This is a genomic window from Winogradskyella marincola (genome assembly GCF_029624125.1).
Classification (GTDB): domain Bacteria; phylum Bacteroidota; class Bacteroidia; order Flavobacteriales; family Flavobacteriaceae; genus Winogradskyella; species Winogradskyella marincola.
The window spans coordinates 167,943-191,236 of sequence record NZ_JARSBN010000001.1 but is presented as its reverse complement, the minus strand read 5'-3'; the positions used below and the strand labels follow the sequence as shown (position 1 = coordinate 191,236).

24 protein-coding genes are annotated in these 23,294 nt (G+C 31.5%); 9 read left to right on the top strand and 15 right to left on the bottom strand.

Annotated elements, in window-relative coordinates:
* Positions 1–9 precede the first annotated feature (9 nt).
* Both P7122_RS00935 and P7122_RS00930 read right to left on the bottom strand, forming a co-directional pair.
* A complete protein-coding gene (locus P7122_RS00935; RefSeq protein WP_278003910.1) occupies positions 10–942 on the bottom strand; it encodes an alpha/beta hydrolase in 933 nt (310 codons plus the stop codon).
* 372 nt (positions 943–1,314) lie between these two features.
* Positions 1,315–1,920, bottom strand: a complete 606-nt coding sequence (locus tag P7122_RS00930) for an alpha-ketoglutarate-dependent dioxygenase AlkB family protein (RefSeq protein WP_278003909.1) — start codon at positions 1,918–1,920, stop codon at positions 1,315–1,317.
* A 123-nt stretch (positions 1,921–2,043) separates the two neighbouring features.
* Here P7122_RS00930 and P7122_RS00925 point away from each other — a divergent pair, with 123 nt between their 5' ends.
* Positions 2,044–2,724, top strand: coding sequence for a M15 family metallopeptidase (locus P7122_RS00925; RefSeq protein WP_278003908.1), 681 nt, complete (start codon positions 2,044–2,046; stop codon positions 2,722–2,724).
* Between the two features lie 3 nt (positions 2,725–2,727).
* On the opposite strand, the gene P7122_RS00920 is transcribed toward P7122_RS00925, so the two are convergent.
* The 5 genes from P7122_RS00920 to P7122_RS00900 all read right to left on the bottom strand — a co-directional run bounded on the left by P7122_RS00920 (position 2,728) and on the right by P7122_RS00900 (position 6,097).
* On the bottom strand, positions 2,728–3,639 hold the full coding sequence (locus P7122_RS00920; protein ID WP_278003907.1) for a hypothetical protein: 912 nt from the start codon (positions 3,637–3,639) through the stop codon (positions 2,728–2,730).
* 82 nt (positions 3,640–3,721) lie between these two features.
* A complete protein-coding gene (locus P7122_RS00915) occupies positions 3,722–4,078 on the bottom strand; it encodes a DoxX family protein (RefSeq protein ID WP_278003906.1) in 357 nt (118 codons plus the stop codon).
* A complete protein-coding gene (locus P7122_RS00910) occupies positions 4,071–5,042 on the bottom strand; it encodes a peptidase associated/transthyretin-like domain-containing protein (RefSeq protein WP_278003905.1) in 972 nt (323 codons plus the stop codon). The genes P7122_RS00915 and P7122_RS00910 overlap by 8 nt, the downstream gene beginning before the upstream one ends.
* Positions 5,043–5,051: 9 nt before the next feature.
* Positions 5,052–5,645 (bottom strand): acyl carrier protein, encoded by a 594-nt coding sequence (locus P7122_RS15850; protein WP_437130081.1) that lies wholly within the window; start codon positions 5,643–5,645, stop codon positions 5,052–5,054.
* A gap of 107 nt (positions 5,646–5,752) precedes the next feature.
* Positions 5,753–6,097: a DUF6249 domain-containing protein gene (locus P7122_RS00900; protein ID WP_278003904.1), complete on the bottom strand. Its 345-nt coding sequence runs from the start codon at positions 6,095–6,097 to the stop codon at positions 5,753–5,755.
* A gap of 168 nt (positions 6,098–6,265) precedes the next feature.
* Between P7122_RS00900 and P7122_RS00895 the strand changes: the two genes are divergently transcribed.
* The 5 genes from P7122_RS00895 to P7122_RS00875 all read left to right on the top strand — a co-directional run bounded on the left by P7122_RS00895 (position 6,266) and on the right by P7122_RS00875 (position 9,560).
* Positions 6,266–6,832 carry an RNA polymerase sigma factor gene (locus P7122_RS00895; protein WP_278003903.1) on the top strand — a complete coding sequence of 189 codons (567 nt, stop codon included), beginning with the start codon at positions 6,266–6,268 and terminating at the stop codon, positions 6,830–6,832.
* A 3-nt stretch (positions 6,833–6,835) separates the two neighbouring features.
* Positions 6,836–7,240 carry a hypothetical protein gene (locus P7122_RS00890; RefSeq protein ID WP_278003902.1) on the top strand — a complete coding sequence of 135 codons (405 nt, stop codon included), beginning with the start codon at positions 6,836–6,838 and terminating at the stop codon, positions 7,238–7,240.
* A gap of 131 nt (positions 7,241–7,371) precedes the next feature.
* Positions 7,372–7,920: an RNA polymerase sigma factor gene (locus tag P7122_RS00885; protein ID WP_278003901.1), complete on the top strand. Its 549-nt coding sequence runs from the start codon at positions 7,372–7,374 to the stop codon at positions 7,918–7,920.
* Entirely contained in the window at positions 7,904–8,416 is a 513-nt protein-coding gene (locus P7122_RS00880) for a hypothetical protein (RefSeq protein ID WP_278003900.1), read from the top strand. Before P7122_RS00885 ends, P7122_RS00880 begins: the two co-directional genes overlap by 17 nt.
* Positions 8,400–9,560, top strand: a complete 1,161-nt coding sequence (locus tag P7122_RS00875) for a hypothetical protein (RefSeq protein ID WP_278003899.1) — start codon at positions 8,400–8,402, stop codon at positions 9,558–9,560. The genes P7122_RS00880 and P7122_RS00875 overlap by 17 nt, the downstream gene beginning before the upstream one ends.
* Before the next feature lie 83 nt (positions 9,561–9,643).
* Here P7122_RS00875 and P7122_RS00870 read toward each other — a convergent pair whose 3' ends face one another.
* The 7 genes from P7122_RS00870 to htpG all read right to left on the bottom strand — a co-directional run bounded on the left by P7122_RS00870 (position 9,644) and on the right by htpG (position 17,830).
* Positions 9,644–10,879, bottom strand: a complete 1,236-nt coding sequence (locus tag P7122_RS00870; RefSeq protein WP_278003898.1) for a DEAD/DEAH box helicase — start codon at positions 10,877–10,879, stop codon at positions 9,644–9,646.
* Between the two features lie 272 nt (positions 10,880–11,151).
* Positions 11,152–12,108 carry a 23S rRNA (adenine(1618)-N(6))-methyltransferase RlmF gene (gene rlmF / locus P7122_RS00865; protein ID WP_278003897.1) on the bottom strand — a complete coding sequence of 319 codons (957 nt, stop codon included), beginning with the start codon at positions 12,106–12,108 and terminating at the stop codon, positions 11,152–11,154.
* A 207-nt stretch (positions 12,109–12,315) separates the two neighbouring features.
* Complete coding sequence (locus P7122_RS00860) at positions 12,316–12,891, bottom strand: Crp/Fnr family transcriptional regulator (RefSeq protein ID WP_278003896.1); 576 nt, start codon at positions 12,889–12,891, stop codon at positions 12,316–12,318.
* Positions 12,892–13,257: 366 nt separating this feature from the next.
* Positions 13,258–13,689: a GldL-related protein gene (locus P7122_RS00855; protein ID WP_278003895.1), complete on the bottom strand. Its 432-nt coding sequence runs from the start codon at positions 13,687–13,689 to the stop codon at positions 13,258–13,260.
* Positions 13,690–14,022 carry a PadR family transcriptional regulator gene (locus P7122_RS00850; protein ID WP_278003894.1) on the bottom strand — a complete coding sequence of 111 codons (333 nt, stop codon included), beginning with the start codon at positions 14,020–14,022 and terminating at the stop codon, positions 13,690–13,692.
* Between the two features lie 119 nt (positions 14,023–14,141).
* Entirely contained in the window at positions 14,142–15,794 is a 1,653-nt protein-coding gene (locus P7122_RS00845) for a serine hydrolase (protein WP_278003893.1), read from the bottom strand.
* Positions 15,795–15,922: 128 nt separating this feature from the next.
* On the bottom strand, positions 15,923–17,830 hold the full coding sequence (gene htpG / locus P7122_RS00840; RefSeq protein WP_278003892.1) for a molecular chaperone HtpG: 1,908 nt from the start codon (positions 17,828–17,830) through the stop codon (positions 15,923–15,925).
* Between the two features lie 212 nt (positions 17,831–18,042).
* Here htpG and P7122_RS00835 point away from each other — a divergent pair, with 212 nt between their 5' ends.
* From P7122_RS00835 to P7122_RS00825, 3 genes are all read left to right on the top strand, one after another.
* Positions 18,043–19,053 (top strand): 3-oxoacyl-ACP synthase III family protein, encoded by a 1,011-nt coding sequence (locus tag P7122_RS00835; RefSeq protein WP_278003891.1) that lies wholly within the window; start codon positions 18,043–18,045, stop codon positions 19,051–19,053.
* Positions 19,054–19,234: 181 nt separating this feature from the next.
* Complete coding sequence (locus P7122_RS00830; protein WP_278003890.1) at positions 19,235–19,825, top strand: hypothetical protein; 591 nt, start codon at positions 19,235–19,237, stop codon at positions 19,823–19,825.
* An 88-nt stretch (positions 19,826–19,913) separates the two neighbouring features.
* Positions 19,914–20,375, top strand: coding sequence for a hypothetical protein (locus P7122_RS00825; RefSeq protein ID WP_278003889.1), 462 nt, complete (start codon positions 19,914–19,916; stop codon positions 20,373–20,375).
* Positions 20,376–20,806: 431 nt separating this feature from the next.
* On the opposite strand, the gene P7122_RS00820 is transcribed toward P7122_RS00825, so the two are convergent.
* Entirely contained in the window at positions 20,807–23,248 is a 2,442-nt protein-coding gene (locus tag P7122_RS00820; protein WP_278003888.1) for a TonB-dependent receptor domain-containing protein, read from the bottom strand.
* Positions 23,249–23,294 lie beyond the last annotated feature (46 nt).

Sequence of the window (23,294 nt, the reverse complement as noted above, 5' to 3'; positions counted from 1 at the left end):
GAGTAGATTTTAAGAGCCTATAAACTGAACAATAGCATCAACAAGTTCTGTTGAAATTGGTCTAAAAGCTTCATTGTAAGATTTTGAATTTTCTAAATCATCACCTTCAATATTAAAGAATACATGGTTCATGTTTTCAATGATTTTTAATTCAGCATCTTCATTAGCATCTTTTAATAATTGTGCTTCTTCCTCTGATACTTGAAGATCTTTTGTACCATTAACAATAAGCACAGGAATCTTTAATTCGCTAATAATTTCGGTAGGATTGTATTGCATCCAGTTAATCATAAATGGTTGAATGTCTATACTAAAAACCGAAGCTAGTGGTTGCGGATACTCTGTAGTGGTTTCTCCTTTTTTTAGTTTATCCACTACTTTTTGGGCTTCTTCACCAAGTTTAGGCGCCATTTTTGTAACCTGATCTACAATAACATCTCCAATGTTTTGACCTGCTCCAGCCAATGAAATAAAGCCATCTGCATTTTCTTTTGCTGCAAGCATACCTACTAGACTTCCTTGACTATGACCAATAACATAGATTTTTGAGTATGTTTCTTTTTCTTTAAAATAGTTGATAACATCTGTAGCATCACTTACAAAATCGTCAAACATTAAGTCTTTATCTACATCTCCTTTTCTTATTTGTTTAACTATGCGTTTGTCGTATCTAAATGTAGATATGCCTTTATTTGTTAAGTTTTCGGCTAATTTTTTTAAGGCATTATTTTTTAAAAAGTTTTGGTTACCATTTCTATCAGTAGGACCAGAGCCAGCTATGATTATAGCTAAAGCTGTTTTTTTTGAATCATTATTAACTGATGTTAATAGCGTACCATCAATCCATTTGTTAATAGATATATCTGCTTCTGAAAACAATTTTTCTTGACTAAAAGCTACTGAAGCCAATAAAAAGCTAAAGACTAATAAATAATATTTCATATGAGTTTATTTATACAGTAAAGGTAGTTGATAATACTTTCTATGTGAAGTTTTCCAACTTTTTTAGAATGAATTTATTGTATGGTTATGTGCGTTTTTACTTTTTTTAAGTATGCATTTTATCGATGAAATGCATATTTTTATCTATAAATGTTAAAATTTGATGTATTTCGTCGATTAATAGTGTTTTTAAGCGATGAAATTAAAACCTAATTATATATTTGAAGTGTACTAAAATTTAGTTTTTAGTTCAATGGATTAATTAATTAATATTTGCATTATGTTATGTTGACTTAGAGACCCTAAATCTACTATCATAATAAAGAAAGCAAATTAGAAAAACCGGGTTTGAGGGAACCCGGTTTTTTATTTTTATAAGGTTACCAATTTTCTGAAGGTAAGATTTATTCTAGATTCAATGTTCCTTTTTGTTTTTGCAATCTGATGCAGCCAATAGTGTTGCATTTCGCCTTTCATTAGTAGTAAACTACCGTGTGCTAAAATGAGTTTATGCCGTTCACTTTTAATAGTTCTATGTTTAAAGTGAAATGGTCGTTCTTCTCCAAAACTCACTGAAGCAATAATAGGGTTTAGACCTAATTCTTTTTCGTTATCTGCGTGCCAACCGTTACTGTCATTACCATCGCGATACAGATTGACTAAAAGCGTGTTAAAGTTTTCGTTTGAAAAGGTTTCAACTTTAGTTTTAATTTCTTTTAAATTTTGTGTGAAGGGTTCAGGGTGCATAGTTATGTTAGAATAACTGTAGGTTTGGTTTGTTTCACCAAAAAGCGCTGTTAATCTTGGTTGCTTGTAGGATTTTCCAAACACAGTTATATCATCGTGTTGCCAATTGGTTTGGGCTTTTATAACTCTAAAATAGTTGTTTGCTTCCTGAGTGCTGAAAAAATCGGGTACATAGATAAGCTCAGCATTGGGTAAAATAAAATGTTGTTTCTCTGAAGAAAACAAGTCCATAGCATAATTTTTCTCTAAATTAGTGCATCGATATGAAAGCCCATAATTGCATTAAATAAATAATGGTTTTTGTACATAAAACAATTCAACAATTGAATCTTATTTGTTGGTAAATTTTAATAGATGAAATATAAAATTCTTGGTCCTTTAATTATTGTATCTCTTTTGTGCTTTGGTTTTTACCAGAAACAAGAGTTACCAGAAGGCTTTGTATATGTTAATTCTATAATACCAGATCTCAATGTTGAACTAAAATATTATACCACAAATAACTTTGTAGGTGATACTATTGATGGATATAATTCTAATAAACTTATACTTACCAAAGCTGCCGCTGAAAAGCTAAAGCTGGTGCAAGATGAGTTGCAAGAACAGAATTTATGTTTGTTGGTTCATGATGGTTACAGACCACAGCGTGCTGTTAATCATTTTGTGCGTTGGGCAAGAGTATTGAATGATACTGTGAATAAATCTGTTTTTTATCCCAATGTACAAAAACGAAACTTATTTAAGGCTGGTTATATAGCTTCAAAATCTGGACATAGCAGAGGCAGTACTATAGACCTTACTGTTATAGATGGAAATACAGGTAAACCCTTGGATATGGGTAGTCCTTTTGATTTTTTTGGAGAACAGTCTTGGGTAGATTATGATGGTATTTCTGAAGTTCAAAAAAAGAACCGTCAGATTTTACAGCGTGTAATGCTAAAACACAATTTTAGAAACTACCCTAAAGAGTGGTGGCATTTTACCTTGCGTTGGGAACCTTTTCCGAAAACTTATTTTGATTTTGAGGTAGAGTAGGTGCTAGTCCCAAGAATTAACAATAACTATAATGTCTTCTTTTTTTAGGGTTTTATAAAACAAATCCATAAGTAAATGATTCTCATTAATCTCATACTGAAATGAACATAAATTTAAAGTTTTCTCAATTATGGATAAGTCTTTTGATAGCTCATCTAACATTCTCTTTTTTATATTTTTATTGGAAATATTAGATTCTATAAAAGAATGAATTTTATGAGGCTTATTACTATTTAAATAATCTAATATAGAATTTGCATAATTTTTTCTTTTCTCGAGATTAGTTTTATAGGAAAGAAAATAGGAATTAATATTTTTATTTATGTTTATTGTCGAAATAGAGTTAATTGTATCTTCTAAAGATTTTAAATAATCATTTACTCTGTTTATAATGTCAGTTTTAGTTGGATAAATGTTTTTGCGTTTATTAATCTTTAGACCATTGATTATAGAATTATTTAAATCTGAATTGTTATAGGCTTTTTTTATAAAAGTTTTAAAATCACTTGCACTTATAGAAGGATTGGTTTTAACGTATATTTCGTCATGTACATCAAAAATTTTGATTTCTGATACTATATCTGTAGCATTTATAATTTTACTTATAGATTCTTCATCTAAAATTGGCATGTTGAAGCTACCGGTAATATTCATCCAACTTATTAGATAAATATCTGAGATTTTGTTTAATGTAACAGATCGTTTATCGTTAGTATCTATAAATTCTGGTAAGTCTTTAACCTTATAGTATTTACTTATTATTTCAATAGAGTCTGTTTGTTTAACAAAAAAATGTTTTATGCTTGTATTTAATTTTGGTTTTGTATTGTTATTTTGAATAGAGTATTCATCATAGAACTTTAAATATCCAATTTCATTATCACCATTGGTATATGAAAGGTTAACTTTTATCAAGTGAAAACAATGGCCACAATCGGAGAAAGCCTTCTGAAAAGTTAGAATTAATAAAAATGCGGTAAAAATTATTTTTCTCATCTTAACTCAAATAAATCCAAGCCCAATACATTAAGAAAAATTGTAGTGGAATTCTTAAAATTAATATCCATTTTGGTATACCAGCTGAAGCTTTTTCGCCAGATAACATATAAAAATGAACTAACAGAAATACAACTAGCATTGCTATGATAGCATAAATGGCAAAAGCTTTGGTTTCTGAGAATAACAAAGCTGCTCCCAAAACAATTTCTGCAATACCACTCAGTAGCACAAGAAATTTGTGGTTTGGTAAGTATCTTGGCATAATACGCATATACATTTTGGGTTTTACAAAGTGCATAAGGCCTGCCAAAATATACATGCCAGCCATAATGTATAGTCCAATTGGGTTATTCATCTTTAAATGTTTTATAGGTTATACCAATGCCGTAATTAAAAAGATTTTTGTCCAGTAAGCTAGATTTAAAACCGTTGCCTTTATCAAACTTTACCCAATTATTACCACTTATAAATATGCGTTTTATGTAGGTGTTTTTGCTTTCAATTTCATCAGTAAAGGGGAGAAGAGGTCTAAAGTTTGTTGGAATTTTTACTACACCATTTTTAGATTTAATTTCCTTGTACTTTTTGTTTGGCAAAAGTTTTCCTTCTTTATTGGTGTAGCCCATCACTTGAATAGATACAAAAAAACCATTTTTAGGAATGTAAATATCATAGTCTTCTACATTGAGTTTATAGGCATCTCCATTTTTTTCTGTAGCTCTAAAAACAATGGTTTCATAAGTGAGTACATTACCAGGTTTACCATTATCATTGGCGTAAAATTGTACTTTAAATAAAGTTGAAAATTTCTTTTTATCGCTATTGGCGCGTTTTCGCTTTTTCCAATCTTTAGACTCTAAAGCAATAGGGAATGTAACACTGGTAAGCTTTTGATCTTGCTCTGAAGACTTAGAAAAATATACTGCAATTTCAGATTCTATTGTTGGTAGCCAACAGTTGTAATAATCATCATCGAGATATGGTTTTAAAGTTTCTTCTTTAAATTTTCGATTAAGATTAGTGTTAAGTACTACTTCATCTAAAGCTGCAGATTGAGGTTGAAGTAGTAATTCATTGGGCAAATTTTCTGTAGCAATGTTGAGGTTTTTAAAACCAATAGCCGAAATATGTAAAGAGTCTACATCTGGATATAGTTTTTTTGTAAAATAAAACATACCATCATCATCTGCAAAAATGCCTTGGCCGTTACCAAAAGATACGGTTGCATAGCTAACAGGTGATTGCGAAATGCTATCTAAGACTTTGATTTGAGAAAAGCTCAGCTGGCAGAATATAAGTAAGAGTAGGTATTTATACATTTTTATTTATTAATCAATTCCTAAATCATTGCTAATAGAATGTTCTAATTCAATTTCGGTTATTGGTATTCCTATGTTATTATGGATAATATTTGCAATAATCCTTTCAACTTCATATTTATTGGTAATACGATTAATGTCAATAGTCTTTTTAAAATTAAGCGATATTATCCAGTCTATCAGTTGTCTAATTGTGCCTTTGGTGGTAGGAAGAGTTCTTTTTATGGTTTTAATTCCAAATAATTTAATGTGAGAATTTAGGTTAGAGTTGTAATCAAGTTTTGCTAGTTTAGGTAAACTTAGACCAAGTTCAGATTGAAAAATAAGCCAATTTGTATTTAGATGCTCTTTAGGAAATAAGTCTCTTACAACAGTATCTGGAGTAATATTTTTATTAGAGAAATTTAATGTTTTTAATGCACTTCTAATTTTATAAAACATTATCTGTTTCAGACATTTTTCAGATGGATTTATTGTAATTAAATGACATACAGCATCAGCAAATTCTTGAACAGTATTTATTTTTTCCGCTTCTTTATCAGGAATTCTAATTCCAAAAAGTTTCTCAGCTGACATTACTAATTCTACAGAATCTAGTCCCATTGACTTATCTCAATTTAATTATATAAATATACACCTTTAAAACAAAAAACGCTTCCTCCTTATAAATAGGAAGAAGCGTTTGCTTTTTAGTTGATTAGACTTTTTTATTATTCGTCTAAAGCTTTTTTTGTCTGTGTGTAGCCTACATAAAGTCCTAGTCCAGCCATTATAAAGGTAATTGCAGGATAGATTACATTATCGTCCAAACTCGTTGTACTCTCTAGTACATTGGCAATAAAAAGGCCTAAGCCAATACCCATAAGTAAAAAAGCAATGTTGATAACAACCACTTTCCAGGCTGAGCCAGAGCGTTTACCAATATTAAAGATACTGGCATCTGCTCCTTTTTCTATAAGTGCAAGACGCTCTTTGTTTCTGGTAGAAAAGTATAAGTATACCATTCCAAAAATTGCTGCAAAAAGACTAATTGGTATTAATATTTCTTCGTCCATAATGTTTGTTTTTTAATTGATGCGTAAAAAAGCATCGATAAATGATTAATTTTAATTGATTCTTAGCTTATGACGACAAGCTAAACTTTTAGGTTACACTTTTTATTAAAAATATTTTTTTCAATCTATTTGTAACCTAATGAAACAAACCGTCGTCTTAACTTAAAAATGACCACCAACGACGAAAACATATTAATTGCAGCTATTAAAAATGGCGATACTAAGGCTTATGCGCAATTAGTAGATCGTTATAAGGACCTGGTGTATACATTAGCATTGCGCATGTTAAAGCATAGAGAAGAAGCAGAAGAGGTAGCGCAAGATACGTTTATAAAGGTGTTTAAGTCTTTAGATAAGTTTCAAGGAGATTCAAAATTCTCTACATGGATTTATAGAGTAGCTTATAATACCTGTTTAGATACTATTAAGAAGAACAAAAAGCATCTAAATAATGTTGCTATAGATGAGTTTACTTTTAATAAATTAGATACTATCGATAATGCTTTAGACAACATTATTAAAGAAGAAAAGAGCGATTTAATAAAGAAATGTATCAATAAATTACCAGAAGATAGTAGTGCTATTTTAACGTTATTTTATTTTGAAGAATTATCTTTAGATGAAATATCAAAAATTATAAATATTGAAGCCAATACGGTTAAAGTGAAGCTTTTTAGAGCCAGAAAAAAGTTAGCCGTAATTTTAGAACAGTATTTTCAACCCAAAACAGCTTGACAGATGGAAAATGAAGATAAAAGAATAGAGGATTTAATCAATAAGTTGATGGCTAATGACAGTTTAGAAACTGCTCCAACAAACTTTACTGAAGGAGTAATGTCTAAAATTGAAGCACTTTCAGAAACTAAAACAATTGCTTATAAACCACTAATTCCTAAATATGTTTGGTGGTTGTTAGGTTTGGGTTTTGTGGCTTTAATTACAAATATTGTTTTAAATAAATCTAGTGACTCTTCAAGCCTTACAGATCGTTATAATTTACCAGAAGTATCTTTTGATTTACTCAATAATTTATCTGTAGATTTTTCAAATACTTTGATGTATGCAACGGTATTGTTAGCTGTAATGGTAGCAATTCAAATTCCGTTATTAAAGCAGTATTTTAATCAGAAACTATCGTATTAGTAAATACAATTACATATTAAATAAGAAAAGAAGAATTCAAAAAAATATAGTTTGAATTCTTTTTTTTTGTTTGCGAATGAAACCCTAACCCATTTTCTTCGTTTTTAAATACAAAGACGCTAACTAACTAAATGCATACACAAACAGAATCCTTAATTAAAGCCTGTAAAAAAGGCAACCAAATTGCACAGATGCAACTATACGATACGTATTGCAATGCTATGTTTACAGTGGCTAGTCGGTATCTTAATAATGAAGAAGATGCAAAAGACGCTATGCAAGAAGGATTTTTAAAAGCATTTGTAAATCTAAGTAATTACAAACCTGAAGCAACTTTTGGTGCGTGGTTAAAGCGTATTGTAATCAATCAATGTTTAGATGTTTTAAAGAAAAGACAAATTGAGTTTTTTGATGTTGAAGTTTCAGAACTACAAATAACCAATGAAGACGATTGGAATTTTGATACCAATGTCAGTAAAAAAGACATACTAAAAGCCATTGAGCAACTCAACGAAAAGCACAAAATAGTGATAAAGCTTTATCTCATAGAAGGGTACGATCATGCAGAAATTTCAGAGATATTAGAGATTCCGATAAAAACCTCTAGAACACACTTAAGACGTGGTAAACTAAAATTACAAGAATTCTTAAAACCGAAGTATAATGAAGCAAGATATTAGAGATTTATTTAAGGAGGAAGAGGACTTAAAAACACTTCCAGATAATCATAGAGCTGAGTTTTTAGATAAGTTAAATCAACAAAAACAATCTAAAAATAAAAGATACACTTGGATAGGAGCTGTAGCTGTAGTAGTTGTAGCGCTTACCATTGGTTTTGCATTATTCCCTAAACAACCAACAGAAAATATTTCGCCATTTATAGCGCAAGTCGAAGCAGTAGAAGCGGAGTATTTAGAAGAAATAAAAACCGAGTGGCAAAGCTTTGTAGCCTTAGCAGATGATGAGGTTTTGGTAGCGCGTTTCAAGAAAAAACTAGATGAATTAGATAATGATTATAAAATAATCTCAAAGCAATTCAAGAGTGATGCTAATAACATACAAGTTGTTGAGGCTTTAGTTGAAAATTTGCAAACAAGACTTCAGATTTTGAAAGATATACAAGAACACATCAAAATTTTAAATCAAAAAAACGAACAAAATGAAAAATCAATTTAAATTATTATTGCTGATGCTCATCACATCAGCAATAGGTAACACACAAGTAAAGGAAATTTTCAAGAAAAGCTATGAGACAAAAGATTTAGAGTCTGTTTACCTCCATCTGAATGGCACGTATGTAGAGTTTTCAGAATCAGAAGATGATAAAGTACATTTTGATTACACATTAGAATTTGAAAACTATTCAAAAAAGGAGGTAGAAAGCAAGCTTAACGAGATTAAAATCGAAGCAATAATAAAAGATGCTGTTTTAGAATTTAAAACAAGTGGTAGTGAAGCAAAAAATGATGTGTCTTATAGTCTTGAAACACTTTATGGTATTGAGTTTGAAGGTGATTTTATAAATTTCAAGGAAAAATCGAACCGAGTTTTTAGAAAGTCTAAGCAGTATTTTTTGGACATAAACAGTAGCTCAAGAGGGAAAAGCCTTAAGGAGTATTTAAAGAATTTACGAGAGGTAGATAAAAAAGGAAACAAGAAAAAAATCAACACCAAAAATGTAAAGATTTTAAGAACAAAGTTTTCTATAAAACTACCTCCAGAAATTAAGCTTCGAGTAATGGCAGAAAATTCTAACCTAATTTTTAAGAACGATATAGATAACCAACTGGTTGTTAATGCCAGAACTACAAAATTGAAGTTTCAGAATATTCAAAACCCATTCAATGTTTTTGATGTGGTAAATGGAAGTTTTAGAGCAAATTTTTTAGAAGGAGGAAACTATAAATTTACACATGTTGATGAGGTACAAGTAGCGCAGTTAAAAAAAGTAGATGTAGATACTGAGTTTAGTAATATTAAAGTTGGCGAAATAGCGGAAAAGGTTAGGATAGTAGATTTTAATAGTAAGTTTTGGTTCCATAATTTTTCTCAAAACTTTAGAGAATTCCAGATGGCATCAGATTATTCTGAAATCAATCTGTTTTTTCCTGAAAAGTCAGAATACTTTATAGAAACGTATGGCTACAATACAGTGCATTATTGGGCCAAATTAATCACAGAGATTCCTCCAAGCCGTAAAAAAGAGCATTCTAAAATGATGGTTATTGGAGAGGAAGACAATCCTAACCAAATAAAAATTCATGTTACAAACGGTATTGTAAGGTTTGGTGAAGATTTTATTGACTTTGGCGAGGATTAAGTCTATTAAGTTTGTAAAATAAAAAAGCACTTAGGGCTTGCTAAGTGCTTTTTTGTCTATTTCTAGCGTCTAAAGTCTCATAATTAATACCAGCGTTTCTTCTTTTTCTTAGAGGCTTCACTTTTACGACCCTTTTTGTATTTGCTACCTTTCTTTTTGTGTACAGTAGGTTTTGCATTTGGGTCTAAAGGATAAGGATGTTCCTTTTCAACAGGAATCTGAACATTGATATAGTTTTCAATAGTCTTTATATAGTTTTTTTCATCAGCAGAGCACATAGAGTATGCATTACCAATATTACCAGCGCGACCAGTTCTACCAATACGATGTACGTAGGTTTCGGCTTGGTTTGGCATGTCAAAATTAAAGACATTATCTAGCTCATTAATATCAATACCACGAGCAGCAACATCTGTGGCAATTAAAATTTTTACATAACCATTTTTAAACTTATTAAGCGCAGTTTGTCTGTCGCTTTGGTTTTTGTCACCATGAATACTATCTACGCGATAACCTTTTTCTGCCAAGCGTTCCTCTAGTTTTTTTACACCAAATTTGGTGCGTCTAAAGATGATAACATTTCCTTTTATGCTATTTCGTAGCAAATGCAAACACAACTCTATTTTTCTGCGTTTTGGCACGTAGTACAATACCTGACTCACATCTTGAGCTACAGATTGCGTTGGAGTAACATCAATTCTTTCAGGATTTTTTAAAATTGAATTTGCAAGCTCTTCTATTTTGTAAGGTATGGTAGCAGAAAATAATAAGGTCTGTTTTTCCTCAGGGCAAAGCCGTTCTATTTTTTTTACATCATCTATAAAACCCATTGCAAGCATTAAATCTGCCTCGTCTAAAACAAAATTTTCAACCTTATCTAAGTTGATATAATCTTGTTTGTGCAAGTCTAAAAGACGACCAGGAGTTGCAATAAGGATATCAACACCTTTTTTTAGAACATCAACCTGAGGTTCAATTGCAGCACCACCAAAAATAACTAGCGATCTAAGGTTAGAAAACTGCGCATAGTTTTTAAAATTCTGTTGAATTTGTAGCGCCAGTTCTCGTGTAGGACTAATAATTAAAGCTTTTATTTTTTTTCCACGTTTTGGAGCATCTTGTTTATCAAACAACTGCTGTAAAATAGGTAGCGCAAAAGCTGCTGTTTTTCCTGTTCCGGTTTGGGCAGAAACAATAACATCTCTACCTTCTAAAATTACAGGAATAGTACGTTCTTGCACTAAAGTAGGTTCCGTATAACCTGAAGCTTCAATAGCTTTTAGAAGTGGTTTGATGAGTTTTAGATCCTTAAATGACATGTATTTGAATTTTAAAGTGGTTTTGTCATTCCGCACTTGATGCGGAATCCACTTTTTAGTTTAGCCAATGGATTCCTGCCTACACAGGAATGACAATGATGAAACAAAGGTAGAACAATAGTTAGTTATAACTTTATTTATATTTTAAAATTGCCTAATACGTCAATTCGAGTGATTTGCGAAGAATGAGCAAATAGTATCGAGAATAATTTAATTTATAGACTTCTCGATACATTTTGAACAAGTTCAAAACACTCGAAGTGACTAATATTTTACCAACGCTTAGTTTTCCATTCCTTTTGTTCTTGTGCCGTTAAAAATGTCCAAGCTATAAAACGACTTGTTTTTTGGCCTTGTCCCATTTCTATTGTTTTTATAGCAGTTGCTTCAACATTGTCAAGGATTTTATAAGTAGTTTTTAAAGTAGCCTCTTTAGACACTAATGTTGTAAACCACAGACACTGTTTACTGAAATTTCTACTTTCAAAAATCATATCTTTTATAAAACGAGCTTCGCCACCTTTGGTCCACAATTCGTTTTGCTGTCCGCCAAAATTCAATTTGGTTTTGCCTTTAGTTTTTCCTTTAAGGTTTTTAAGCTTTCGTAAATTAGCTTTTTCAGCTTCTTCTTTTGATGCATGAAATGGTGGATTACAAATGCTAAAATCAATTTTTATATCTTCAGAAAGTATGCCTTTAAAAAACGATTTGCGTTGTTTTTGAAGCTTAAGTTCTATGTGAGAAGAAAGATTTCTGTTTTGTTCAACAATTTGCTTCGCAGACTTAATTGCGTTTTCACTGACGTCAGAAGCAATAAACGACCAACCGTATTCTTGGTGCCCAATAATAGGATAAATACAATTAGCACCAACACCAATATCTAGACCTCTAATGTTTGTACCTTTTGGGATTTCTGAAAAGCTCTCTGCAAGTAAGTCGGCAATGTAATGAATGTAATCTGCTCTTCCAGGAATTGGTGGACAGAGGTAATGTTTTGGTATTTCCCAAAAATTAATATTATAATGGTGTTTTAGTAGAGCTTTATTAAGGGTTAAAACCGCATCAGGATTAAAAAAATCAACAGAGTCATTACCATATTTATTTTTAGAAACATATTCTGATAACTCAGGTAAGCTCTCAATGAGTTTAGAAAAATCATAACGTGTGTTATGCTTGTTTTTTGGATGCAGTCGCGATTTTATTTTCGAAAGGTTGTTTTCTGGTTTCAATTTTGATTCTATTGTATACAAATATAAATGAAACGATATATAATCTTTAAGTTACAAATACTATAAAAAAAAGCGCAGATGTATTATATCTGCGCTTTTTAGCTATTAATCCTTAGGGATTCACTTAAAAAAGTGTGTGTTAGGGAGGGCAAATCTAGTATTAATAAAGTAATAAAAAATTGATGTATGTTAAGAAATCTGTAAGTATTACATTTCTTTTCGTATTCTACTAAGGCTTTCTGTAGTTATACCCAAATATGACGCAATATGATAGTTTTTTACGATCTTTTCAATATCAGGATATGTTTTTATAAACAACAGATAGCGTTCTTTGGCAGGTTGGGATAAGCCGGATAATATTCGTCTTTGAAAAGCGGAAAAAGCACTTTCTAGTTTTTGTCTAAAGAAGGTTTCTACTTTTGGTATTTTAGAATAAAGGTCATCTTTCTGCTCGTGAGTAATTTTGTATAAGGTTGAATTTTTAAGCGCTTCAACCGTCATTACTGCTGGTGAAGCTGTGAAAAAAGCAGTGTAGTCACTAATCCACCAGTCTTTTGTTCCAAATTGCAATGTGTGTTCTTTTCCTTGATAATCTACATAGAAAGATCTAAGGCATCCGTCCAATATGTAGTATTGAGAGTCGGCAATATCTCCAGGAACAATTAAAGTGTCTCCCTTTTTTACTGTAACTTTTTGGAAAATAGAATTTATAATCTCAATTTCTTTTTCGGAAAAAATAAGATTTTTGAAAATTTTGTTAATATATGAACTGTTTTTTTGCAACTTATATAGATATTAAACTACCATAATTTACAAAAATAATTTTGAAGCCGTCATTTAAAATCGATGTGATAAGTGTTTATGTGGTTGATTTACAGATTTGTATAGTTGAGTGGTGATAAAACAAAAACCACTTCGATTTGAAGTGGTTTTAGCTTTTTGGGTTTTAATGTTTACTGTTTGTACAACTTGAAAAATAAGGTTGGAAGGAACCCTAAGTTTAGGATTATAAATCCTGTAAACATTAAGATGTTAGCAAATGGCCAATGCATCATTTTGAATAAAAATGAGGTGCTGAGAATAAACGCAGCTATAAAGCCTAAGACATAAACTGATTTTTTCATAATTAATTGGGTTTATGGTTAAAATTTAAGATTGATATTTTATGATACGGTCTTTGTATCTTGAATAGAAATAAATAGGAAGGGTAAGAAATATTAAAAAAGCAAAACCAACAACCAAGAGTATACTGGCAAATGGCCAATGCATAAATTTAAAAACGATACCCAAAAGAATACAGGCTGCGGAAATATAGCTCATTAAAAACAAGAGCCTATTTCTGTTTTTAGAAGCATTAAAGTACAATTGAAGATTGGTTTGGTGTTCAATATGATTTAGATTAAGATGTCCGCCAAACTCATGGATTGCTTTTTTATAAGCCGTTTCAAAATCGTGCTCATTAGAATTTTCGATGTGAGTACAAATATGATCTAAAAGATCTTCCTTTAAATCATTGTTTTTTAGCCCATAAAAATCCAGATTATTAGAAATAAAAGCTATGTGTTGGTCTGTAAGAGTCATTTAGCTTGTTTTAGGATTAAAAATTAGTGATAAGGTATCTATAAAATCATTGATTTGCTTGGTTTGCTCTTCTATAACATGTTTACCAGATTTGGTAACGGAATAGTATTTTCTAATACGTTTACCGATGTATACTTTTTCGGTTTCTAATACCTTTTTGTTTTCTAGCTTGTGTAGAATAGGGTAGAGTGCGCCTTCTGAAATATCGATTTTACCTTTGGTGAGTTCTTTTACCTTTTGGGTAATCTCATAACCATACATTTTATCATGCTCGCTTAACAGCTTTAAGATGATAGGTTGCAATGTCCCTTTAGTGAGTTCTTTACTATACATACGGCTAATATACATATTTTTTAAATACATTTTATTAAAATGTATTATTTTTTTTGTTTTGGATATAAAAAAACCACTTAGAATGTTCTAAGTGGTTAGTGTTTTACGAAGGATTAATGTTATTCTATTTTTTTTGCAATGGTTTCTTGTCCGCCTTGATATAAGGTAAAACTTTCTACTTTTCCAGAAGCATTTTTATTAAATACCACCTTAAGAGGTGTAACTTTTGCAAAGAAGGTGGTTTCGTTCTCAGCAAAAAGTGGAAATTGTCCTTGCTCTGTAGCTTGCGCAAAGATTTCATTTCCTTTTACAGTAATGACTACATTAAAGTTTGGTGCTAACTCGTACTTACCATCATATTGACTCAAAACGTCGTTAGATAATGTAATCTCTTTTCTTGCTTCTGGCATAGCTCTGTCTATTTGTTTGCCAATACTTTCAGAATCTGTAATAAATATGGCTTGATTTTTACCATCAGCAGATTTAGAAAATCTGTATTCTATACTACTATCATTAAACATAAATCGGTTTTCAGAAAGCGGAAAAATATCAAAAACAGTATTGGTGTCAGACTCTCTCATACTTTTTAAAGCACCATCCTTAAAGAAAATATGTCTTACAACTCCACCTTCGAATTCATAAGCACCAACCCATTTTTTTAGTTGGTCTTCATTTAATTGTACAACATCTTTCATAGAAGGGTATGGTTTGCCAATAGCAGCAGCAGCCAATTGCGTGGTTACAGAGCCTATGTCATTGCAGCTACAATTACTTAAACCAATAACATAAACATCTTCATTTATTAAATAGATGCCATTTGTAGAAGTGCCAAAAATACCACCACTATGCGTGTAACCCTTAGAGCCTTTAAGAGTTAGTTCACCTAATCCGTAACCATAATCTATGTGTTCTCCATTGTTTAATTTAGAGCCATTAATTGCTTTTTGCAATGTAGATGCTTTTATCAATGTGTTGTTAGCTAAGGCATTTTGCCATTTTAGCATATCGTCTATAGTTGAGGTAAGTGCTCCTGCTGCGTGTGGTAAAGACATGCTGAGGTAACTTGCGTTAACATAACCTTTGTCAACTTCTTCATAAGGCATGGCTCTGTTTTTAATGATTTTACTGTGACTACCATATTGCGAGGCTGTCATACCTAATGGTTGAAAAATATGATTATCAATAAAATCTGCATAAGTTTCACCAGATACGACTTCTATAATTTTACCGAGTAATACATAACCAGAGTTATTGTAACTATAATCTTCACCAGGATCAAAATCCATAGGTTCATTTTTAAAGAAATCTATAAGTTCGTCTAAGGTTTTGTCTTGTCTGGCAACTTGTCTTAAATCTCCTATACTTGTGTAGCTTTTAATACCAGAGGTGTGATTAAGAAGGTGATGAACAGTTATCGTTTTGCCATGCGTAGGATAATCTGGAATAAACTTAGTTATTGGATCATCTAAGCTTAACTTGCCTTGTTCTTCTAACATTAAAATAGAAACTGCTGTAAATTGCTTTGTGATAGAAGCCAGCATAAATACATTTTCCGGAATCATATCAACATCTAGTTCCAAATTAGATTTTCCGACAGCTTTTCTATAAATAGCTTTTCCGTTTTTGGCAACTAAAACCGTTGCTCCTGGTGCATTAGTATCATTGTAGTATTGTGCTACAATATCATCGAATTGTTGGGTTAAATTTTGATCTTGAGCTGTTGCAAAAAGGAAGCTAAATACAACAACAATTAGAGAAATCTTTGTTTTCATTGCATAGTTTGATTGATTGTTACTTTAGTAAGACGACGTCTCAGATTTAAAGTTACAAAAAAACCACTTAGGATTTCCTAAGTGGTTTTTGCAATTTATTATAAGATTCCTGATTTTGCAGGAATTTATTACTTTATCATCTGGTAACTACGCTTAATGAAGTTTGTTAACTCTTCACCTTTAAGTAAGCCTTGCGATAAACGTGCTAAATCTAAACTTTGATTAATCAAACGTTCTTTATCTTCTTTTGCTTCAGTAGTTAAGATATCGCTAATTAAATCGTGATTTGTGTTTACAATCAGGTTGTACATTTCTGGCATATTGCCCATACCAAACATGCCACCACCTGTTTGTTGCATCTCTTTCATTCTGCGCATAAATTCTGGTTGCGTAATCATAAATGGTGATGCATTGCTATCCATAGCTTCTAATTGTACCATAAATTTTTCTGAAGGAATCACTTCTTTTAAAAGTGTGTCTAATGTTGTTTTTTCATCTTCAGATAATTTAGAAATTGTGGTGTCGTCTTTTTTGATAAGATTATCAATATGATCTGCATCTACACGTGCAAAAGAAATATTTTCTTTAGTGGTTTCTAACTTTTGCATTAAGTGACTTACGATTGGCGAATCTAATAGTAACACCTCGTAATCCTTATCTTTAGCAGCTTGTATGTAGGCATGTTGCTCATCTTTGTTAGATGCATAAAGAATCACCATTTTACCATCCTTATCGCTTTGCTTTGCTTTAATAGCATTGGTTAATTCTTCAAAGGTGAAGTATTTACCATCAACCGTTGGGTAAAGTGCAAAACTGTCTGCTTTTTCAAAGAATTTTTCTTCAGAAAGCATTCCGTATTCAATAACAATTTTAATATCGTCCCATTTCTTTTCGAAATCTTCGCGGTTATTGTTGAATAAAGATTTTAATTTATCTGCAACCTTACGTGTAATGTAAGATGAAATCTTTTTCACTGCACCATCAGCCTGTAAGTAACTACGAGAAACGTTTAATGGAATATCTGGCGAATCGATAACACCTCTTAACATGGTTAAGAATTCAGGAACGATACCTTCTACATTATCCGTTACAAAAACTTGGTTTTGGTACAGTTGAATCTTATCCTTTTGCATGTTAAGGTCATTCGTCATCTTAGGGAAATACAAGATTCCTGTTAAGTTAAACGGATAATCTACATTAAGATGAATGTGGAAAAGTGGCTCTTCAAACTGTATTGGGTACAGCTCTCTGTAGAAGTTTTTGTAATCATCGTCCTCTAGATCTGCAGGTTGTTTTGTCCATGCTGGATTTGGGTTATTGATGATGTCATCAACAGTGATTTGTTTGTGAGGCTCAGTAGTTTCTTTACCATTTTCGTCTTTAGTTGTTTTTGGTGTAAAATCTGGATCGTTTACTTCCTTAGTTCCAAATTTAATAGGAATCGGCATAAACTTGTTGTACTTGTTAAGTAGCTCACGGATTTTACTGTCTTCTAAAAATTCTGTAGAATCTTCAGCAATGTGAAGAATGATTTCTGTACCTCTGTCAGTTTTATCAGCTTCTTCTAAAGTGAACTCAGGTGAACCATCACAAGTCCAGTGTGCAGCAGGTGCATCTGTGTGCGATTTTGTAATAATTTCTACCTTCTCAGCGACCATAAAAGCAGAGTAGAACCCAAGACCAAAATGACCAATGATACCAGAATCTTTAGCAGTATCTTCGTATTTGTTTAAGAATTCTTCAGCACCAGAAAATGCTACTTGGTTAATGTATTTTTCAACCTCTTCGGCTGTCATACCCAAACCTTGATCTATAATATGAAGTTTTTTACCTTCCTTATCAATCTTTACTTCAATTTTTGGCTCACCATATTCAGATTTAGATTCGCCAATGCTCGTTAAGTGCTTTAGTTTTAAAGTTGCATCAGTTGCATTACTAATAAGTTCACGTAAAAAGATTTCGTGATCTGAGTACAAGAATTTTTTAATTAACGGAAAGATATTTTCTACCGATACATTAATACTTCCTTTTGCCATTTTACTATGTTGTTTTTGTCATTCCTGCGTATGCAAGAATCTAATTATTATTTAATTTTTTTGATCAAAACCAATATTTCAAATAAAATACCAATTGAAGAATTATGACAAGATGACATAATTTTAAATATTATGCGTGCATAACGAATTTAAATTTTATTGCAAACGAAATCGTATCTTATAGATTAAATTGCAATACTTAAAAGAATACTATGTATAATTCAAAAATAATAGGTTTAGGAACTTATGTTCCAGATAATGTAGTTACTAATGATGATTTATCTAAAATCATGGATACCAGTGACGAGTGGATACAAGAACGCACAGGTATTAAAGAGCGTCGTTGGGTAAAGGATGGAGATGGAGATACAACGGCAACTATGGGTGTAAAAGCAGCTAAAGTTGCTATAGAACGTGCAGGAATAGACAAGGATGATATCGATTTTATCATTTTTGCCACCTTAAGTCCAGATATGTATTTTCCTGGTCCAGGTGTGCAAGTACAGCATGCTTTAGATATAAAAACGGTTGGAGCTTTAGATGTACGTAACCAATGTTCTGGTTTTGTATATGCCATTTCTGTTGCAGATAACTTTATAAAAACAGGTATGTACAAAAATGTGCTTGTTATTGGTAGCGAATTGCATTCTCACGGATTAGACAAAACCACTCGTGGTAGAGGTGTATCTGTTATTTTTGGTGATGGAGCAGGAGCAGCAGTTTTAACACGTGAAGAAGATACAAGCAAAGGTATTCTATCTACACATTTGCATAGCCAAGGGGAACACGCTGAGGAATTGGTGGTAAAAGCACCAGGAATGGGAACGCGTTGGGTTACTGATATTATTGAAGATGATAATAAAGATGACGAAAGCTATTTCCCTTACATGAACGGCCAATTTGTATTTAAAAATGCAGTAGTGCGTTTTAGTGAAGTGATTATGGAAGGCTTAATGAAAAACAAATTAAAGCCAGAAAACATAGACATGCTTATTCCGCACCAAGCGAATTTGAGAATAGCACAGTTTATTCAGAAGAAATTTCAGTTGAGTGACGACCAGGTTTTTAATAACATACAAAAGTATGGTAATACCACAGCAGCTTCAATCCCAATAGCTTTAACCGAAGCTTGGGAAGAAGGTAAAATAAAAGAAGGCGATACCGTAGTTTTAGCCGCCTTTGGTAGTGGCTTTACTTGGGGAAGCGTTATTATAAAATGGTAAAACAAATTAATCCTGCGAAAGCAGGATTTTTTTTGGAATAGCTTTAAGTAAAATTGGAAGTTAGTTTTTGTTATCTCTAATATATGATGGGATAATGGTTATATTTATTGTTATATAATAAGTTTTGTGCAATTTGGCGCAACCATTCACAAGTGTTTGCATCTACATAGAAACTAAAACAATGACAAAAAAAATATTATTAGGAATATTTATCTTAATTGGATTAATATCCTGTACGAATGACGATGATAACAACAACTTAGATGAAGAAGCTATATGTGATTCAACTAACACTATTTTTAGCCAACTCTATAATGACTTATCTTCTACATCTTCAAATATAGAAGAAACCACTATGGATACGGAAACTCATTCATATAATTTTGAAGTTTCTGAAAATAAAATTATTTGTCAAATAGGTTATCAAAGCTTGCCATCCTTTAGCTCGACACCTTATTTAATTGAGGTTTATGATAATACATCAAATACTTTATTATATAGTGACAATCATATTTTTTCTTCAATTTCTACTGATTACATTTCTATAATGCCTATTCAAATATTAGTTGGTCATTCATATACAATTAGAAGAACTCAAAACAATTCGGGTAATAATGTTGCTAATTTAATAGGTAGAATTATATACGGAAACTCTACTTTTCCAAATAATTTTGAAGAACTTACTATTACAAGTTCTTCTTTTTATGGAGGAGGAAATCCTGGTAATGATTTTTGGGGAATTCCATATATAGATATTGTTTTTCAAGATTAAAACTACACACAGAAATGCATAATCGCAATTAAGGCAAATTAATTTGCTAAGATTTAAAATTAAAGACCACATTTTGTAAATACAATATATGAGTATAATTGACTTACTCTTTGGTAGCAAAAAAACTTATAATCATCCGATAATTGGTACATTAAAAAGTCAAAGAATCAAAGGCCAAAATCTTACTAGAAATTACACTTGGTATGGAAATGTAGTTTTAAATGATAAATCTAATGAAACAACTATTATTTTAGAAGGATATAGTTATAGGCCATATACTATTCACTTGGATTTTATAAGTCAGTTAATTCAAAATTGGAGCACTTTTTATTTACCAAAAATTGAAAATAAATTTGATAAAATCGGGATTAGGAAAATTGAAAAATATTCTAACTGGAAAAATGATTTTTATTTATCCGCAATCTATCCATTGAGTGATAAAAGTTCTGATTTTGAATTGATCTTAGAGCCATTAGATAAATATAAAACCAACTCAATTGCAATAGAGATAAAAAATAATATAGTTGCAAAAGTTGAGATACACGATTAATTATTACAAAAAGTAGAACAATAATTAAAGCTTAAAAAAATATAGAATCATATAAAAGAATTATGAAAACAGGCTAGAGCTTTTACCCATAATAACTAAAAAAAGCCCAAACAACCTAAAGTTGTCCGGGCTTTTCAGCTATTAACCAATTTAACTAACACTATTATAAAATTTAAAAAATCTTATAAAAACTATTACTTAAAACTTATCTCACTTATTTAGACGTAATAGGCTAGATTTTATTTCAAAGATTAACATATTTAACGTGCATTTAACAAAAACCCTGACCAGTTTTGCAACCATCAGGGTTTTCTATCTAATAGTTAAACATTAACACTAACCATCAACTATTTATGTAAACTATTAGATATGTTTTTAAGTCTTTCTATTGTATAGACTATTTTTTTAATGCTTTGTGACACTTTTGGGTGTTAAAAAATACCACCACCTTGTTTTACATCGTTATCTCTTTGCTTACGAGATTTTGCTCTGTATTTGCCACCACCAAAACGGTAAGATAATCTACCAGATATTTGCTGACTTTCCCACTCAAAACGACCTCTTTGTAAGAATGGTCGCTCTCCATCAAACTCTGCATACATGGTGTTAAAGATGTCATTGTAGTTAAGGCTAAAGCTAGCTCTGCCTTCCATAAAGCTGTAACGCATACCAAGGTTTACCATAAGCATGTCTTGCATTTCAAACTGAATGTTTTTGTTCTTACCTCTATACATTCCAAATGCTGAAAAACTTAAGCTTTTGCTTACTTTAAAGTTGTTGAATGCTCTAAGATTCCAGGCAACATTATCTACTTCAACAGTATTTAAAACAATGTCTCCATTAGTGTCAAACGATTCTGCTAAACTCTTTTGCTTTTGAGAAAACAAATCAAAACTAGCATTAACATTCCACCATTTTGTAGGACGATAGTTAGAAGATAATTCTACTCCATAAGAAGAGGTGTTATCAAAGTTAAGGTTTGTAAGGATTAAACGGTTGGTATCTGCTCTGTCTATTAAAATAGCTTGCTGTATTTCGTCTTCTATAATTCTGTAAAATACACCTGCAGTAACACTACCTTTCTTTAATTGTCTTGTATAATTCACTTCCATAGAGTTTGTAAACTGAGGTAATAACTCTTGGTTACCAAACTGAGAAATTAAAGCTGTATTAAACTGTGGTAATGGATTTACTTGCCCAATTCCAGGACGATCTATACGTCTGCTGTAGCTTAACTGATATGAGTTTTTCTCAGATGGAGTATATGTAAAGAATGCAGAAGGGTACAGTTCAAAATAGTCATTTTTAAAAGGAATATTTAACTCTGTATTAGCTGCTAAATCTCTTCTAAAAGCGTCAGAATCTACGCTTACAGTTTCTGCTCTTAATCCTACTTGGTAAGACCATTTTTCTAGCTTTTTGCCATATGTTGCATAAGCAGAGTAGATGTCTCTGGAGTAGTCAAAAAGTGTGGTTGTAGGGATGTACTGTCCAGACTCGTTTTGCTCTCTACCATTAGACTCATAGAAAATACTATTTTCAAACAAACGTGCTTGCAAACCAAGTTCTAATTTAGCAGCATCAGAAAGTGGGTTTACATAGTCTAAGTTAATAGTAGTACGTGTTCTGTCGGTTTCAGTATCTTCAGTAAAGTTTGGTCGCTGTGAGCTAAAAAAACTATTGTTTGTATTACCATTATCGCCAAAAATATTGTGATCTACTTCTAATTCAATATTGTGTCCGTCAGCAAAATCGTGCTTATAGTTAAAGTTGTATTGCTCAGAATCGTTTTCATTTTCTCCATAAATAGCTTGAGATTCGTCTAAAGAAGGATCTGTAACATAATCTATGTAAGTATTTACATTTACGTTGTTATCAAATGAGTTTTGATTTGTAAATACAGATATTGTGTTTTTATCATCTAGATAAAAGTCTAAGCCTAACTTAAATAAGTGAGATTGATTGTCATCAAGAATGTTGAAACTCTGAAATATTTGTTGTTCAACTCTATTAATTCTACCTTGGTTATAATTCTTTATAGCACCATTACTATAAGAACCGTATAAATTGAATTTTCCGTTTCTGTAGTTGGCATCTATTGAACTGTTGAATTTTGGTTCAATATCATGAGCAAGGCTAACATTAATATTACCGTTAAAACCAATTTGAGTGTTTTTGTGTAGGACAATATTTATAATACCACTCATACCTTCTGGATTGTATTTTGCAGATGGATTGGTAATTAACTCTATACTTTTAATAGATGTAGAAGGTATTTGTTTTAATAACTGGTCTGCCGGAATGTTAGATAATTTACCATCTACCATTACACGCACATTTTGGTTGCCACGTAAGCTAATAGCACCACTTTGCTGGTCTACACTTACCGATGGTAGATTGTTCATAATCTCGCTTGCTGTTGCTCCAGCTGTTTGCAAGTCTTTACCAATGTTAATTACTTTTCTATCTACCTTTTGTTGAATAGTTGAGGTTTCTGCAACAACGGTAACTTCATCAAGACCTTCAGAAGATTCCTCTAAGAGAATATCTCCCATCTTAATGTTGTAGTTGACATTTCCGATAGTTTCATTTTTTAAAATGGTTTTGTAACCGATAAATGTAATTTCTACTTGTATGCTACCCTCTGGAATTTTCTCGATAGTAAAATTTCCTTCATTATCTGTAATACCACCAGTAAGAACTTTGCTTGTGGCATCTTTTACAACAATATTTACATAAGGTAATGGCTCGTTAAGGCTGGCATCTAGTACTCTACCAGAAATAGAACCATTTTTAATGTCTTTGTTGGAATTGGGTTGGGCGCTTAAAATGGTGCTTGAAACCAAAATAAGCATTAATAAGAACTGCTTCATTTTTTGATTGAAATTTGATTGATTGAAAGTTTCTTTATCTCTAGAC